The organism is Phenylobacterium sp. 58.2.17, assembly GCF_026411515.1.
Classification (GTDB): Bacteria; Pseudomonadota; Alphaproteobacteria; order Caulobacterales; family Caulobacteraceae; genus Phenylobacterium.
Genome location: NZ_JAPMTQ010000004.1, coordinates 175,595 through 190,357 on the forward strand (window position 1 = coordinate 175,595; position 14,763 = coordinate 190,357).

Below are 14,763 nucleotides of genomic sequence, written 5' to 3' on the forward strand. Positions count from 1 at the left end.
CGCCATGAAAGCTCTGCCGAACATCCTGACCTCGCTGCGGCTGGTCCTGACCCTCTTCGTGTTTCTGGCGCTGGCGACGGCGGCAGGGGCGGTGCCCTATGTCAGCGAGCACCTGACGCCCGAGGCGCAGTTTTCGCTGCAGCGCTGGGCTTTCTGGTCGTTCGTGATCGCCGCGGTCACCGATTTCTTCGACGGTTGGTTGGCGCGCAAGCTGGACGCGGTCAGCGTCTGGGGCGCGATCCTCGACCCGATCGGCGACAAGGTGCTGGTCTGCGGCGCGATCCTCGGCCTGCTGGCCATGGGCGGCCAGCCGGCGGTGGTGCTGCCGGCCGGGCTGATGCTGTTCCGCGAGTTCACGGTTAGCGCCCTGCGCGAGGTCGGCGCCGGTAAGGGCGTCAAGCTGCCGGTCACCATGCTGGCCAAGTGGAAGACGACGCTGCAGCTGACCGCCTTGGCGGCCGAGCTGCTGGTCGCCTCGTGGGGCGCTTTCGGCCTGCCGCCGGAACCGGCCATTGAGCAGCCGGTCACCCTGTTCGCCCATGGCCTGATGTGGCTGGCGACCATCGTCACCCTGATCACCGGGGCCCAGTACTGGGAACAGACCCGCAAGGCGCTGATCGGAAAATAGGGCCGTTGTCGCCCTGGGGGTCATCCCGGAAGTCGCGCCGCGACTGTCCGGGATCCATGAACACCCGATAGGGCCGCGCGAGCACGGCCTTTGCTTCATTCCGCCAGGCGGGCGCGAATGGATCCCGGTCCTTGGCCTACGGCCGAAACCGGGATGATCCTCGCATCAGGCCGGCGCTTTCTCGGCGGCGCGGGCCTTCACGCGCTCGACCCAGGCGACGATATTCTTGTTGTCCGGGTTGATCGGTTGGCCGACCGAGGCGCCGAACTGCAGGAAGCAGAACAGCAGGACGTCAGCCAGGGTGAAGCGGTCGCCCGCCACCCAGGTCTTGCCGGTCATCAGGCCGTCCAGCCAGGCGATCTTCTCCTGGGCCAGTTCCTTCAGGTCGCCGGCGGCGTGCGGAATGGTGCGCACGCGGCTCTGGAACAGCGGCAGGCCCTCGGCGAACCGGAAGCCGTTGGTCATCGGCTCGCAGATGTTCAGGTCGATGCGGCGCACCCACATGCGGGTGGCGGCGCGCTCTTCTGGGGTCGAGCCGATCAGCGACGGGCCGGGGAACTTCTCGTCGATGTACTCGCAGATGGCGGTTATCTCGGCCAGGTGCGAGCCGTCGTCGAGCTCCAGGCAGGGCAACTGGCCGGCCGGGTTCTTGGCGACGTAGGGCGGCTGGCGGTTTTCGCCGGCCATCAGGTCGACCTTCTCGGTCGGAACCTGCGCGCCTTTCTCGGCCAGGAACATGGTCACGACGGCCGGATTGGGGCCCATCGACGTGTAGAGTTTCATGCCGTCCTCCCTGGACTCTTGTGTGGCCGGCATTTGGCGCGGTTTACGTTGGGGCTATCAAGCCCCAAGCGCCCTCAGGACATGGGATTGGCCGCCGGGGGCGGCTCGGGCAGGGGGATGAATTCCTGGTCGTCGGCGTCGGGCAGCTTCATCCGCCCGGCCCGCCAGTCGGCCTTGGCCTGTTCCAGGCGGTCCTTGGACGAAGAGACGAAGTTCCACTCGATCAGGCGCGGGCCGATCGGCTCGCCGCCCAGCAGCATGACGATGGCGTCGCTGATCGCCGTGACCAGGATGGGCTGGCCTGGTTCGAAGACCAGCATCTGGCCCTCGTGGAACTGGCGGCCGTCAACCTCGACCATGCCCTGGGCGACATAGGCCGCGCGCTCGGGGTACTCGGCCGGAAGCTGCGCCCGCGCGCCGGCGTTCAGGTGCCAGTGGACATAGAACATCGGCGAATGGGTCTTGACCGGGGACGAGGCGCCGAAGGCTTGGCCGGCGATCAGCCGCGCCCACATACCCTTTTCCTCATGCGTCGGCAGGACGTCCGGCGAGTAGTGGTTGAATGCGGGGGCCATCTCCTCGTCTTCGACCGGTAGGGCGATCCAGGTCTGGATGCCGTTCATCCGGCCGCCCTTCTCGCGTAGGGTCTCGAAGCGCTCGGAATGGGTAATGCCGCTGCCAGCGGTCATCCAGTTCACCTCGCCCGGCCGGATCGGCTGGGTGACGCCGACGGAATCGCGGTGGGTCATCTCGCCCTCGAACAGATAGGAGAGCGTCGAAAGCCCGATGTGCGGGTGCGGGCGCACGTCGACCTCGCGGCCGAAGCCGGCCTGGAATTGTGCCGGCCCCATGTGATCGAAGAAGATGAAGGGGCCGATCATCCGACGCTTGGCGAACGGCAGGACGCGGCCGACTTCGAACCCGCCGAGGTCCTTGCGGCGTTGGTCTATGACGAGGTCGATCATGGTCCGGCTCCCTGCGCAGGTTCCTGCGAGGGAGCGCAGGAACGAGGCTAGCCTTGCGCGCTCACATAGGGGCTGACAAGGCCGAGCGGAGCGGCGGTGGTGTTCTTCACAGAGCGGATCACGATCCGGCTCTCGATGTTCGACACCAGGCCCAGCGACAGGATCTTGTCGCGCAGGAAATCGTCGAATGCATGCATGTCGCGGGTCACGACGCGCAGCTCGTAGTCGGCCGCGCCGGTGACGGTGGCGCACTGCACCACCTCCGGCAGCTTGGTGATCGCGGTCTCGAAGGCGTCGAGGTTGTCCTTGGTCGGCAGGCTCAGCTTGACGGTGCAATAGACCTCGAAGCCCAGGCCCAGCAGATCGCGGTCTAGAATGGTCACCCGGCGCTGAATGACGCCCGTATCCTCCAGCCGCTTGATCCGCCGCCAGCAGGGGCTGGAGGACAAACCGACCCGTTCAGCGATCTCGGCGACCGACAATCCGGCGTCATGCTGGATGAGATCCAGAATCTTGGCATCGACCGCGTCGAGGGCCTCGGACAATTTTTCCTCCATCAAACCGCATAATTCGGCGTCAATCTTGCCCCGAAATGACCTTGTCGGGGCACGCCTTTGGCAAGCAATTCCATCGATCTTATATGATCTTCTATTGGCATTGGGGAGCCGAAAAGGAAAGATATTGCTATGCGGCACGCTGACGTGACGCTCGACGACAAATTCCTGCTCACGGAAGGTCGAGTTTTCATCACGGGCGTCCAGGCGCTGCTCCGGGTGATGATCGATCAGCACCGTCTGGACAAGGCCGCGGGCCTCAACACGGCCGGTTTCGTCTCCGGTTATCGCGGTTCGCCGCTCGGCGGGCTGGACCAGCAGGCGCACCGCGCCGCCAAGTTCCTCAAGGACGCCGAGGTCGTCTTCAAGGAGGGCCTCAACGAGGACCTCGCCGCGACCGCCGTCTGGGGCAGCCAGCAGGCCAACCTGTTCCCGGGCGCCAAGTTCGATGGCGTCACCGGCATGTGGTACGGCAAGGCGCCCGGGGTGGACCGCACGGGCGACGCCTTCAAGCACGCCAACTTCGCCGGCACCTGGGCCAAGGGCGGCGTGCTGGCGGTGGCCGGCGACGACCACACCTGCAAGTCCTCGACCCTGCCGTCACAATCCGAGTACGCGTTCCAGGACTTCGAGATGCCGGTGCTGTCGCCGGCCGACGTGCAGGAAGTGCTCGACTTCGGCCTGATGGGCATCGCCATGTCGCGGTTCTCGGGCCTATGGGTCGGGCTGATCGCGCTGGCCGACACCATGGACTCCGGCGTCACCATCGACGTCTCGATGGACCGTCACCAGATCCTCGCGCCTGCGAACTTCGCCCTGCCGTCCGGCGGCCTGGGCATCCGGCTCAAGGACCAGCCGCTGGAGAAGGAGCGCCGGCTCCGCAACTTCAAAATCCCAGCCGCCTTGGCCTTCGCCCGCGCCAACCGCCTCGACCGCGTGATGCTCGGCTCCTCGCGCCCGCGCCTCGGCATCGTCTGCCAGGGCCAGGCCTACAAGGACGTGATCGAGGCGCTCGCCGCCATGGGCGTTTCGGCCAAGCAGGCCTCGGACCTCGGCGTCGCGATTTACAAGGTCGGCATGCCATGGCCGCTGGAGCCGACCGGCCTGCGCGCCTTCGCCGCCGGCCTCGAGACGCTGATGGTGGTCGAGCACAAGCGACCGCTGATCGAGACCCAGGCCCGCGCCGCGCTCTACGATCTGCCGGCCCACGCCCGCCCGAAGATCATCGGTAAGGTGGACGAGCAGGGTCACCCGCTGCTGTCCGAGCTTGGCTCATTGTCGGTGGCCGAGGTCGCGCTGGCCATCGCCGACCGGCTTCCGCCTGGTCCGCACATGGAGCGGGTGCACGACTACCTTTCCCGCGTCTCGGCCGCCTCGATGGCCGCCGTGACCCTGGCCGCCGAACAGCAGCGCAAGCCGTTCTTCTGTTCGGGCTGCCCGCACAACACCTCGACGCGGCTGCCGGAGGGGACGCGCGCCCTCGCCGGGATCGGCTGCCACTACATGGCCAGCTTCAACGACCCGCAGACTGATCTGAACAGCCACATGGGCGGCGAAGGCCTGACCTGGGTCGGCTCGGCGCCGTTCACCAGCGAACCGCATGTGTTCGTGAACCTGGGCGACGGCACCTACAACCACTCCGGTTCACTGGCGATCCGCGCGTCGATCGCGGCGAACAGCCACGTCACCTACAAGTTGCTGTTCAACGACGCCGTCGCCATGACCGGCGGCCAGGCGGCCGAGAGCGGCTTCACGCCCGCCCAGATTACTCGCCAGCTGGCCTCGGAGGGCGTGACCAAGACCGTCATCGTCGCCGACGATCCCAGCCGCTACGAGAGCGTCACCGACCTCGCGCCAGGCGTCGAGGTCAAGCCGCGCTCCGAGCTGATGGACGTGCAGAAGATGCTGCGCGAGACGCCCGGCACCACTGTTCTGCTCTATGACCAAGTCTGCGCCACCGAGAAGCGCCGCCGCCGCAAGCGCGGTTCGATGGACGTCGCCACCAAGCGCGTCTTCATCAACCCCCTGGTCTGCGAGGGCTGTGGCGACTGCTCGAAGAAGTCAAACTGCGTCTCGGTCGAGCCGCTGAACACCGAGTTTGGCCGCAAGCGCAGGATCAACCAGTCGAGCTGCAATACCGACTATTCCTGCCTGCAGGGGTTCTGTCCGTCCTTCATCACCATTGAAGGCGGCGAAAACGCCCAGGCCAAGTCGATGCCGGCTCTGACCGCCGATTCCACCCCGCTGCCGACGTTCGAGCCGCTGGAAGGCGTGCGCAACATCGTCTTCACCGGCATCGGCGGCACCGGCGTGACCACCGTCGCCTCGATCCTGGCCATGGCCGCGCACGTCGACGGGCGCGCCTCGTCGGTGGTCGACATGACTGGCCTGGCCCAAAAGGGCGGGGCGGTGTTCTCCCACGTGCGCATCGGCGAGACCGAGGAGACCGTAGTCGGCGGCCGCGTGCCGGCGGCCTCGGCCAATGTGCTGATCGCCTGCGACATCCTCTCGGCGGCGGGCGCCGACGCCCTGGCGCTCTATGCAAAAGACCGCACCGCGGCGGTGGGCAACGAGGATTTCGCGCCGACCGCCGATTTCGTCAGCGACCGCGACGTGCGCTTCGACGCCGGCCTGATGTCGCGCAAGATCAAGGCGGCGACCAAGACCTATGACGAGTGCCCCGCCCATCATTTGGCGGAGAGCAACTTCGGCGACGCCATCTACGCGAACATGATCATGGTCGGTTTCGCTTGGCAGAAGGGCCTGATCCCGCTGTCCAGCCGGGCGGTCTATCGCGCCATCCGCTTGAACGGCGTCCAGGCCGAGGCCAATCTCCAGGCCTTCGAGCTGGGCCGCCGCGTCGCCCACGACCCGAGCCTGGCCCGGGCGGCCGAGGATCGCACCCCGACGCCGGAGACGATGCCGCTGGACGAGCTGATCGCCCACCGCACCCGCGAGCTGACCGCCTATCAGGACGCCGCCTACGCCCGGCGCTACGCCGACCAGGTGGCCAAGGTCGCCGCGGCCGAGGCTCCGCTTGGTTCGGACAAGCTGACCCGCGCGGTGGCGGTCAACCTCTACAAGCTGATGGCCTACAAGGACGAGTACGAGGTCGCTCGCCTCTATACTGACGGTCGTTTCGCGCAGGAGCGCAATGCAGCCTTCAAGGGCGGCAAGACCAAGATCCTGCTGTCGCCGCCGCTGATCGCGCCCAAGGGGCCGGACGGCAAGCCGAAGAAGATCGAGTTCAGCGGCTGGATGCTGGAGACCGCCTTCCCGATCATGGCCAGGATGAAGGGGCTGCGCGGCGGTCCGCTCGACGTCTTCGGCCGCACCGAGGAGCGCCGCATGGAGCGCGGCCTGATCGCCGACTACGAGGCGGGCCTGGCCAAGCTGCTGGCCGGCCTCGACGCCGAACGCCTGCCGCTGGCGATCAAGATCGCCGCGGTCCCGCAGGCCATCCGCGGATTCGGGCACATCAAGGAAGCTGCGGTCAAGACCGCCAAGGCCGAAGAGGCCAAGCTGTGGACCAAGTGGGAGGCCTAGAGCCTCCCGAAAGGGCGCCGTGGCTCGACGGTTCGCCTGCATTGCCAAGGTTGGTCGTGGCTCCCATGTTCATCGCATGGGAGATCGTTCTGAACCGGACATCGAGACTGCGCAGCCTGCTCTGCGCGTCGAGTTGTTCGTTCATGACGTCAGGCGTTCGGCCGCCTTCTATCGGGATGTTCTCGGTTTCGAAATTCTGCGCGAGGCTCCCGGCGGTTACGTCTCCATCGGCCGTGGAGGCGCCGTCCTCGGGCTCAGCTCAGCGTCTCAACTTCCGGCGGGTCATCCGGTTCGCCCGGAGCCTGGCCGCAGGGTGGGGCTCGGCGTCGAACTGGTCGTCGTGGTCGACGATGTCGCAGCTGTCCGTGCCCGCGCTGTCGCCAGCCGACAGGCGGAGATCACCGCCCTCGTCGATCAGCCCTGGGGGTTGACCGATTTCCGCATCCTGGATCTCGACGGCTACTATGTGCGGATCACAGGTCGATCACCCGTCGCTCAGTCGTGAGCGCTCGCCGAATCAGACCGGCAGCGCGTTCGCCCGTTCGGCCAGCAAGGCGTCGCGCAGGGGGAGGTCGCCGTTGCGGGCGGCGGCCTCAATGATGGTCAGGTCGATGACGTCGCGTTGGGCGTGGCTGCCGCCGAAGCGTGCGGCACGGTTGCGCACGTCGCGCAGGCGGTCGAGCGTCAACGCGTAGCGGCCCTCGCCGAAGGCGTGCAGGGCCTCCATCACCGGCAAGCCGACGTCGCGGACGAAGCCGGCGTTGTCGCGTCCGCCGGCCAGAACCTGTCTTTGAAGGTCGAGCAGGGCCCTGGCCGCCTCAGTGCGGCCGGCGCCGACGAAGGCCATCATCGCGTGGGCGTCGTCGAAGGCGTAGGTCCCCTTGTCGATCTTGGCCTCGTAGGCGTCGGCCAGCGGGGCCCAGCGCTCGCCCAGGTCGACGCCGCGCAGGTGTAGCCGCCAAAGCAGGGCCGCGGCGTCGACCATGTCGAAGGCCATGTCCGATTTCGCGCCCCAGATCGGGCCGTCGAAGAGGGCCAGCGCCTCGTCCACCTCGCCGAGGCCTAGGTGAAACAGCGCCAGGTGCCACCAGTTGTGCACCTGGAAGAAGCTGTCGCCGGTCCAGGCTGGCAGGTCTCCGCGGAACCAGGCCACGCCGTCGCGGCGGCGGTCCTGCATCTCCATCACGTGCGCCACCGCGTGCCATGACCAGCCGTTGCGGGGATTGAGATCAAGGGAGCAGCGAGCAGTGTCCTCGGCGCGGCCGTACTGACCGGATTCCTCCAGGCCGAACGCGTGCATGCCAAGCACCGCGTGATAGCCGGGCGCCGCTGGCGACCAGGAAGGCAAGGCCCGGCCGATGCGGTCGCGCAGCATGCGGCTGTCGCCGACCAGGAAGTCGACCAGGTGTCCGACCTGCAGCGCCAGTCCGTCGCGCGGATTGGCGATGGCCAGATCCTCCAGCACGCGCCCCGCAGCCTTCAGCTCGCCGTCGCGGAGGTGGGCGAGGGCCGCCAGGTGTCCGCGCTCGCGGTCGTTGGCCGGCAGCCCTCGGCCCTGGCCAGCGCCTGGACGCCGAGGGCGGCGGCCTCGGCGTTGGTCCCGATCATGGTCAGATAGGCCTTCAGAGCATGGCCCATGACGAACTGCGGACTGTCGGAGAGCGCCTCCTCCAGCAGGGCCAGAGGATCGCCCGCGTAGCAGTAGAAGGCCTCGAGGGCGCTCTCGTAGCGCTCAGCGGCCTGGGCGCTGGCGCCCGTGAGGACATCGCCTGAATGCGCCTTCTGCACCATTGCGTATCCCCTCCTTGGGGCGAGGTGACGCGGCCAGGATACGCTCGGTGCTGGAGGCCAGTAAATGTGTTACTTGGCGGCCTGCCGCACCGCTTGAGCGAACGCCATCTGCGCCTGCCAGAGCTCGTCCTTCGACGCCGCTGGCCAGGCCGAGTTGATCGCGATGACCAGCTTTTCGGCCGGGTAGACGAAGATCTGCTGGCCGAAGATGCCTTCGGCCGCATAGCCGTCCGGGATGATCCACCAGAAATAGCCGTAGCCGGTCTCGACCCCGCCGGGCGGGAACGATTGGTGGGCGCGGGTGGCGTCGGCGACCCAGCCGACCGGCAGCACGTCCTGGCCGTTCACCTTGCCGCCTTCCAGCATGAACTGGCCAAGCCGCGCGTAGTCGCGGGCAGTCATCGACATGCAGCAGCCGCCGCGTTCGTGGCCGGCCGGGTCCTTAACCCAGATGGCGTCCTGCTCCATGCCATAGGGCGCCCAGATCTTTTCCGAGAGATAGGTCGACAGCGGCTTGCCGACGGCGTTGGAGACCAGGATTCCGGCCAGGTCGGTTTCGCCGGTCTTGTAGACGAACTTGGCCCCGGGCTCGGCCTCGCGCGGCAGCTTGCGCATGTAGCTGACGATCGGGTTCATGCCCGGCTCGCCCGGCGTCGTCCCGGCCTTGGCGACGTCGGAATTGAGGTCGGTATAGTCCTCGTTCCACTTCACGCCGGAGGTCATGGTCAGCAGCTGGCGGACCGTGACGCCCTCGTAGGCGCCGCCTTTGAGCTCGGGAATGTAGTTGGTGACGACGTCGTCCAGGCTCTTGATCTTGCCGTCCTTGATCGCCGCCCCGACCAGGGTGGCGGTGACCGACTTGGCGACCGAGAACGAGGTCCAGCGTTCATTCGGCTTGCGGTCCAGGCCGTAGCGCTCGAGCACGATCTGGCCGTCCTTCAGCACCACCACGCCGGAGGTGTTCATCGCGGTCATATAGCTGTCGAGGCTCTGGGCCTGGCCGTTCCAGGTCCACTTCGGATCGATCTGGCGGGGCGCAAGCGGCAGCTCGCGCACCTGCGCACCGCGCGGCACGACCTCGACCGGGGTGAGCTTCTCCATGTTGCGATAGCCGTAGCGCTGCTGGTCCGGCGTCCAGGCCAGGATCGAGGCGCCGGCGGACGGCGGGGCAGGGTCCTGTGCCAGCGCAGCGCCATGCAATCCGCCGGCGACCGCCAAGGCCATCAGTGTGAGTCTGCTTGCGTGCATGGGCGCCCTCCCGCTCTATTTGTGATTGACGGCCAAGCTAGACAGCGGTGGGCGGTTTGCATACCGCCGTCGTTCGGCTAGGCCTTGGCCATGGCGGATTTCGATTTCGACGCGGTGGTGGTCGGGGCTGGCGCGGTGGGCCTGGCCTGCGGTTATGCGTTCAGCAAGCGCGGCCTGGTGGTCGCGGTGCTGGAGGCCGGGCCGATCATCGGCGAGGGGGTCTCGGCCCGCAATTCCGAAGTCATCCACGGCGGCCTCTACTATCCGACCGGCTCGCTGAAGGCGCGACTCTGCGTCCAGGGGCGGCGGGCGCTCTACGCCTTCCTCGACGCGCACAAGGTCGCCTACGACCGCTGCGGCAAGCTGGTGGTCGCCACCAACGCCGAAGAGGTGGGCCGCCTCGACGGCATCCTGGCGCAGGCGCAGACCAACGACGTCGAGGGCATGGCCCGCCTGACCAAGGCCCAGGCGCTGGCGCTCGAGCCCCAGCTCAACTGCGAGGCGGCGCTGATCTCGCCCGAGAGCGGCGTCTTCGACAGCCACGGCTACATGTTGGCCCTACAGGGCGAGATCGAAGCGGCCGGCGGGGCGGTGGTCACTTCCACGCCGTTCGAGGGCGCGACCCCGCTGGACGGCGGCGGCTACAGGGTCCGCGCCGGCGGCGCCGAGCCGACCGCTCTGACCGCCCGCCTGCTGGTCACCGCGCCGGGGCTGTCGGCCCAGGCTGTCGCTGGCGAGATCGAGGGATTTCCGAAGGATACGATCCCGCCGCTGCACTACGGCAAGGGGGTCTATTTCCGGCTCAGCGGCAAGGCGCCATTCGCGCGGTTGATCTATCCGCCGCCGATCCCGGGCGCGCTGGGCACCCACTATCGCCGCGACCTGGGCGGCCAGGCGGTGTTCGGCCCCGACCTGCACTATGTCGACGAGCTGGATTACAGCGTCGACCCGGCGCTGGGCGATGAATTCTACGCCTATATCCGCAAATTCTGGCCGGCCCTGCCGGACGGCGCCTTGGCGCCTGACTATGCCGGCATCCGACCCAAGCTGCACGGCCCGGGTGAGCCGCAGCCCGACTTTCGCATCGACGGACCGGAGGCGCACGGCCTAGCCGGCCTGGTCACACTGTTCGGCATCGAGAGCCCGGGCCTGACCTCCTCGCTGGCGATCGGCGAAGAGGTCGCAGGCCGGCTGGGGCTCTAGCCCTTCGGCGTGACCTTCAGCACCCGGCCGTTCTTGCTGTCGGTGGCGAGGTACAGCGCCCCGTCGGGGCCGACGACGACGTCACGGATGCGCTCGTTGAGGTCGGTCAGCAGCCGCTCCTCGCCGACCACCTTGCCGTTCTGCATGACCAGCCGCACCACGGCCTTGCTGCCCAGGCCGCCGATCAGGATGTTTCCCTTCCAGGCTGGGAACAGGTCGGCTTCGTAGAACGCCATACCAGCCGGAGCGATCACCGGGTCCCAGTAGTAGACCGGCTGCTCCATACCGTCCTTGGCTGTGAGTCCAGCGCCGACCGGCTTGCCAGAATATTCCAGGCCATAGGTGATGGTCGGCCAGCCGTAGTCCTTGCCGGCCTGCGGCTGGTTCAGCTCGTCGCCGCCGCGCGCGCCGTGCTCGACTTCCCACAGCTTGCCGGTCTTGGGGTCGATCGCCGCCGACAGGATGTTGCGGTGGCCGTAGGACCAGATCTCCGGCCGCACGCCGGGCTTGCCCACGAACGGGTTGTCCTTGGGGATAGTGCCGTCGGAATTGATGCGAACCACCTTGCCTAGCGTGCCGTCCAGGCGCTGGGCCTGAGCGCGGCCCTCAAGGATCGAACGCTCGCCTGTGGTGACGAACAGCGTGCCGTCCGGCGCGAACACCAGCCGCCCGCCATAGTGCTTGGTCGAGTTCAGCGACGGGGTCTGGCGGAAGATGACCTGGACGTCCTCGATCCGGTCGCCGCTCAGCTTTCCGCGCGCGACGGCGGTGTTGTTGGTCCCGTCAGCTGCCGGTTCGGCGTAGCTCCAGTAGATCAGGCCGTTGTCTGCGAACTTCGGATCGACCGCCACGCCCAGCAGTCCGCCCTGGTCGGCGCCGACCACGGCGGGCAGGCCGATGATTGGACCCGACAGCTTGCCGTCGGTTCCGAGGATCTGCAGCTGGCCGAGGTGCTTTTCGGTGATCAGCAGCCGGCCGTCCGGGAGGAAGGCCAGACCCCAGGGCATCTCCAGGCCCTCGGCCAGCGTCGTCACCTGCAGGGCGAGGTTCGACTTCACCTCCGGCGCGCGGGTCTGGCCGGGGAAGGCGGGCTTCTGATCGGGCGCATTGGCGGGCTTGGAGGCGACCGGCGCGCCGGCCGCGCCGGACTGCGCCTGGCCTTCGGTTCCGCCGCAGGCGGCGACCAGGGCGGCGAGGGCGGTGGTGAGGACAAGACGGCGCATCGGGACTCCTGGGATCAAGGGCGGCCGGCCACGGCGGCCAAGGCGTCGCTCGGCGCGGCGCCTTCGAGATGGATGAGCGACCAGACCGCAAAGAACAACAACGGCCAGCGCCCGGTTTCCTGCGCCGCAAAGGCGGCGCCCGCCTCCGGCCCCAGGATACGCCGCACCGCCTCGACCTGGCCGATCCGCGCGGCGATCTCGCCGGCGCGCGGCGCGATCCAGGCGTCGACCGGCACGGTGAAGCCCTTCTTGCGGCCCCAGGGATCGGCGGCGGGACAGGCCTGCTCCAACCACTTGCGCAGCAGCCACTTGCCGTAGCGGCCTTGGACCTTCATCCGGTCGGGCAGGGGAAAAGCGAACTCTGCGACCTGCGGGTCCAGGAACGGCGTGCGCCCCTCCAGCCCGTGGGCCATCAGGCAGCGGTCGAGCTTTAGCAGCAGGTCGTTGGGCAGCCAGGTGGCGATGTCGGCCCACTGGGCCCGCTGCAGGCCCGATAGGCCTTTGGGCGCGGCGGCCGCGGCGCGCCAGCGCTCGACCACGCCCTTGTCTGCGTGACGCGGCTCGGCTGGGCGTCCGCCCAGCCAGGCCGGGCGCAGGGCGCGGCGATAGCGGCCGTAGCCGCCGAACAGCTCATCGCCGCCTTCGCCGGTCAGCACCACGGTCAACGTGCCTTTGGCGGCTTCGGCCAGTTTAAAGGTCGGCAGGGTCGCGTAGTCGGCGGTCGGGTCGTCCATGGCCCAGGCGACCTGCGGCAGGATCCGCCAGAAATCCTCCTCGCCGAAGCTGGTCTCGCGCCAGTCGAGGTTCAGCGCCGTGGCCACGCGCTCGGCCTGGGCCCGCTCGTCGCGCGCGCCCGGCGCGTCGAACCCGCAGGTGAAGGCGGTGACCGGGCGCGCGTTCAGCCGCGCCATGAGGGTGGCTATGGTCGCCGAGTCGATCCCGCCGGACAGGAACAGGCCGTAGGGAACGTCCGAGCGCTGGTGCACCCGAACGCTGTCTTCCAGCACCGCGTCGAGCCGCTTGATCAGGTCTGCTTGATCGCCGCCGCGGGCCGGCGGCCGGGCGACGACGGCGGGGCGGATTTCTCGCGGGACGATCCTTCCATCCACCACCTCCACGATCTCGCCGGGCGCCAGGCGGCGCAGGCCCTGGAAGATCGTCTCGCCGGTCAGGGTGTAGTTGAAGGCCAGCAGTTCGCGGGCCCGGTCCGGCGACAGCTCGGCCCCGATCATCCCCGCGGCCAGGAACGCGCGGGGCTCGGAGGCAAACGCCACCGAGCCCTCGTGCTCGAGCAGATAGAGCGGCTTGATGCCGAACGGATCGCGCGCCAGCCAAGTGCGGCCGTCGTTCCCGACCAGGCAGAAGGCGTACATGCCCCTAAGTCGGTGGAAGGCGGCGGGGCCTTCTTGGGCGTAGATATGCAGCAGCGGTTCGAAGTCCGAGCCGGTGCCCATCCGGCCCTCAAGGCCGAATTCCTGCGCCAGCTCGACATAGTTGTAGATCTCGCCGTTGCCGATGACCGTGCAGCCGGCGCCGTGCAGCGGCTGCCAGCCGCCCTCCAGGTCGATGATCGACAGTCGCGCGTGGGCCAGGGACCGGCCGTCCGCCTCCTCGACGAACACGCCGTCGGGGCCGCGATGGGTCAGGGCCTCGATCATCGGTTGGGCCGAGCCGTTCGCGCCGAGAATCCCGGCGATGCCGCACATCAGACCGCTCCGTAGTCGGCGAACAGCCGCCGCCACTGGGCGACCACCGCGGCAGGCGAGAAATCGGCCTCCACCCGTTCCGAGCCGTTCTGCACCATGCGGATGCACAGCATCGGGTCGGCGATCATCCGGTTCACCGCCTCGGCCAGCGCGCCGGGGTCGTCGATCGGGACCAGCAGGCCGTCCGCCTCGTTGCGGATCAGCGCCGACGGTCCCTGGCTGGCTGCGGCGACGACCGGCAGCCCATGCGCCCAGGACTGGATGACCACGTTGCCCAGCGGCTCGTAGCGCGACGGGAACACGCAGATATCGGCCGCCCGGTAGAGCGCCGAGGGATCGTTGCGCCAGCCCAGGAATCGCACCCGCGGCGCGACGCCGAGCGCCTCGGCCATGGCCCGCAGCTTGGCTTCCAGCGGTCCGGCGCCGGCGATCCAGAGATAGGCCTCGGGAATCTGGGCCAGGGCCTCCAGCGCCACGTCGTGCGCCTTGGCATCGTGCAACCGGCCCATGGCCAGCAACAGCGGCGCATCCTCGGGGGTGTGCAGTTCGGCGCGGTCGGCCGGCGCGGCGTCGGGCGGGGCGAGAGCGAAGTTGGGGATGTAGCGGACCTTGCCGGCCGGCCAGCCCTGGCTCACCACCCAGTCGGCGATGTCCTCGGTGTTGGCCACCAGTTCCTCAAAGCCCTTGTAGTACTTCAGGCTGTAATAGCCGCCGAGCCGGCCGATCCGCGCCCAGGGCCCCGACGGGGTGTGCCGCGCCGCCCGGTTCATCCAGGCCAGAGCCAGTTTCACGTCTTGGCGGCCGGCGAAGGCCTTCAGTTTCGGCCGCGTCAGCAGGTCGACGGGCCCGCCGAACCGGAAGACTCCGGCCGGGACGTCCAGCCGCCGCAGGGCCGCTTCGCGATTCGGATTGGCGCGGATGGCGGCGGCCTGCTTGACCCCGTCGTCAGCCAGGGCCGCGATCAGATCGAGGAAATAGGTCTCCGCGCCGCCTTCGCCGGCCGTTCCCAGAAGATGCAGGACGCTCATGCCGGGGCGACCCTAGTGTGGGCCGCGGCAAAACGGAATCCGCTTTTGGTCGACAGGTCGCATCCTACCCGCTTGAAGATGCGAAAAA

The 14,763-nt window shown here is 68.3% G+C and carries 13 protein-coding genes; 4 read left to right on the forward strand and 9 right to left on the reverse strand.

Features of this window, described 5'->3' with window-relative positions; genetic code table 11:
• The first annotated feature begins 4 nt into the window (after positions 1 to 4).
• A complete protein-coding gene (pgsA, locus tag OUA97_RS05350) occupies positions 5 to 628 on the forward strand; it encodes a CDP-diacylglycerol--glycerol-3-phosphate 3-phosphatidyltransferase (protein WP_267230782.1) in 624 nt (207 codons plus the stop codon).
• A gap of 165 nt (positions 629 to 793) precedes the next feature.
• On the opposite strand, the gene OUA97_RS05355 is transcribed toward pgsA, so the two are convergent.
• The 3 genes from OUA97_RS05355 to OUA97_RS05365 form a co-directional block, all read right to left on the reverse strand.
• Positions 794 to 1,411: a glutathione S-transferase family protein gene (locus tag OUA97_RS05355; protein ID WP_267230783.1), complete on the reverse strand. Its 618-nt coding sequence runs from the start codon at positions 1,409 to 1,411 to the stop codon at positions 794 to 796.
• A gap of 74 nt (positions 1,412 to 1,485) precedes the next feature.
• Positions 1,486 to 2,376 (reverse strand): pirin family protein, encoded by an 891-nt coding sequence (locus OUA97_RS05360; protein WP_267230784.1) that lies wholly within the window; start codon positions 2,374 to 2,376, stop codon positions 1,486 to 1,488.
• A gap of 47 nt (positions 2,377 to 2,423) precedes the next feature.
• The gene (locus tag OUA97_RS05365) at positions 2,424 to 2,921 is read right to left on the reverse strand and encodes an Lrp/AsnC family transcriptional regulator (RefSeq protein ID WP_267230785.1); all 498 of its coding nucleotides are present in this window, start codon (positions 2,919 to 2,921) and stop codon (positions 2,424 to 2,426) included.
• 141 nt (positions 2,922 to 3,062) lie between these two features.
• On the opposite strand from OUA97_RS05365, the gene OUA97_RS05370 reads away from it, so the two are divergent.
• A complete protein-coding gene (locus OUA97_RS05370) occupies positions 3,063 to 6,476 on the forward strand; it encodes an indolepyruvate ferredoxin oxidoreductase family protein (protein WP_267230786.1) in 3,414 nt (1,137 codons plus the stop codon).
• A gap of 19 nt (positions 6,477 to 6,495) precedes the next feature.
• Positions 6,496 to 6,981 (forward strand): VOC family protein, encoded by a 486-nt coding sequence (locus OUA97_RS05375; protein ID WP_267230787.1) that lies wholly within the window; start codon positions 6,496 to 6,498, stop codon positions 6,979 to 6,981.
• A gap of 12 nt (positions 6,982 to 6,993) precedes the next feature.
• Here OUA97_RS05375 and OUA97_RS05380 read toward each other — a convergent pair whose 3' ends face one another.
• The 3 genes from OUA97_RS05380 to OUA97_RS05390 all read right to left on the reverse strand — a co-directional run bounded on the left by OUA97_RS05380 (position 6,994) and on the right by OUA97_RS05390 (position 9,515).
• A complete protein-coding gene (locus tag OUA97_RS05380) occupies positions 6,994 to 7,941 on the reverse strand; it encodes a tetratricopeptide repeat protein (RefSeq protein WP_267230788.1) in 948 nt (315 codons plus the stop codon).
• A gap of 14 nt (positions 7,942 to 7,955) precedes the next feature.
• Entirely contained in the window at positions 7,956 to 8,267 is a 312-nt protein-coding gene (locus tag OUA97_RS05385; protein WP_267230789.1) for a hypothetical protein, read from the reverse strand.
• Between the two features lie 69 nt (positions 8,268 to 8,336).
• Positions 8,337 to 9,515 carry a serine hydrolase domain-containing protein gene (locus OUA97_RS05390; RefSeq protein ID WP_267230790.1) on the reverse strand — a complete coding sequence of 393 codons (1,179 nt, stop codon included), beginning with the start codon at positions 9,513 to 9,515 and terminating at the stop codon, positions 8,337 to 8,339.
• Between the two features lie 90 nt (positions 9,516 to 9,605).
• Between OUA97_RS05390 and OUA97_RS05395 the strand changes: the two genes are divergently transcribed.
• Positions 9,606 to 10,718 (forward strand): NAD(P)/FAD-dependent oxidoreductase, encoded by a 1,113-nt coding sequence (locus tag OUA97_RS05395; RefSeq protein WP_267230791.1) that lies wholly within the window; start codon positions 9,606 to 9,608, stop codon positions 10,716 to 10,718.
• Here the strand turns inward: OUA97_RS05395 and OUA97_RS05400 are convergent.
• Genes OUA97_RS05400 through OUA97_RS05410 form a run of 3 tightly spaced genes read right to left on the reverse strand, consistent with a single transcriptional unit; the run spans position 10,715 to position 14,675 of the window.
• Positions 10,715 to 11,941 carry a PQQ-dependent sugar dehydrogenase gene (locus tag OUA97_RS05400; protein WP_267230792.1) on the reverse strand — a complete coding sequence of 409 codons (1,227 nt, stop codon included), beginning with the start codon at positions 11,939 to 11,941 and terminating at the stop codon, positions 10,715 to 10,717. The genes OUA97_RS05395 and OUA97_RS05400 overlap by 4 nt on opposite strands.
• Positions 11,942 to 11,955: 14 nt before the next feature.
• Positions 11,956 to 13,647 carry an asparagine synthase (glutamine-hydrolyzing) gene (asnB, locus tag OUA97_RS05405; protein ID WP_267230793.1) on the reverse strand — a complete coding sequence of 564 codons (1,692 nt, stop codon included), beginning with the start codon at positions 13,645 to 13,647 and terminating at the stop codon, positions 11,956 to 11,958.
• Positions 13,647 to 14,675, reverse strand: a complete 1,029-nt coding sequence (locus OUA97_RS05410) for a glycosyltransferase (protein ID WP_267230794.1) — start codon at positions 14,673 to 14,675, stop codon at positions 13,647 to 13,649. The genes asnB and OUA97_RS05410 overlap by 1 nt, the downstream gene beginning before the upstream one ends.
• Between the last annotated feature and the right edge of the window lie 88 nt (positions 14,676 to 14,763).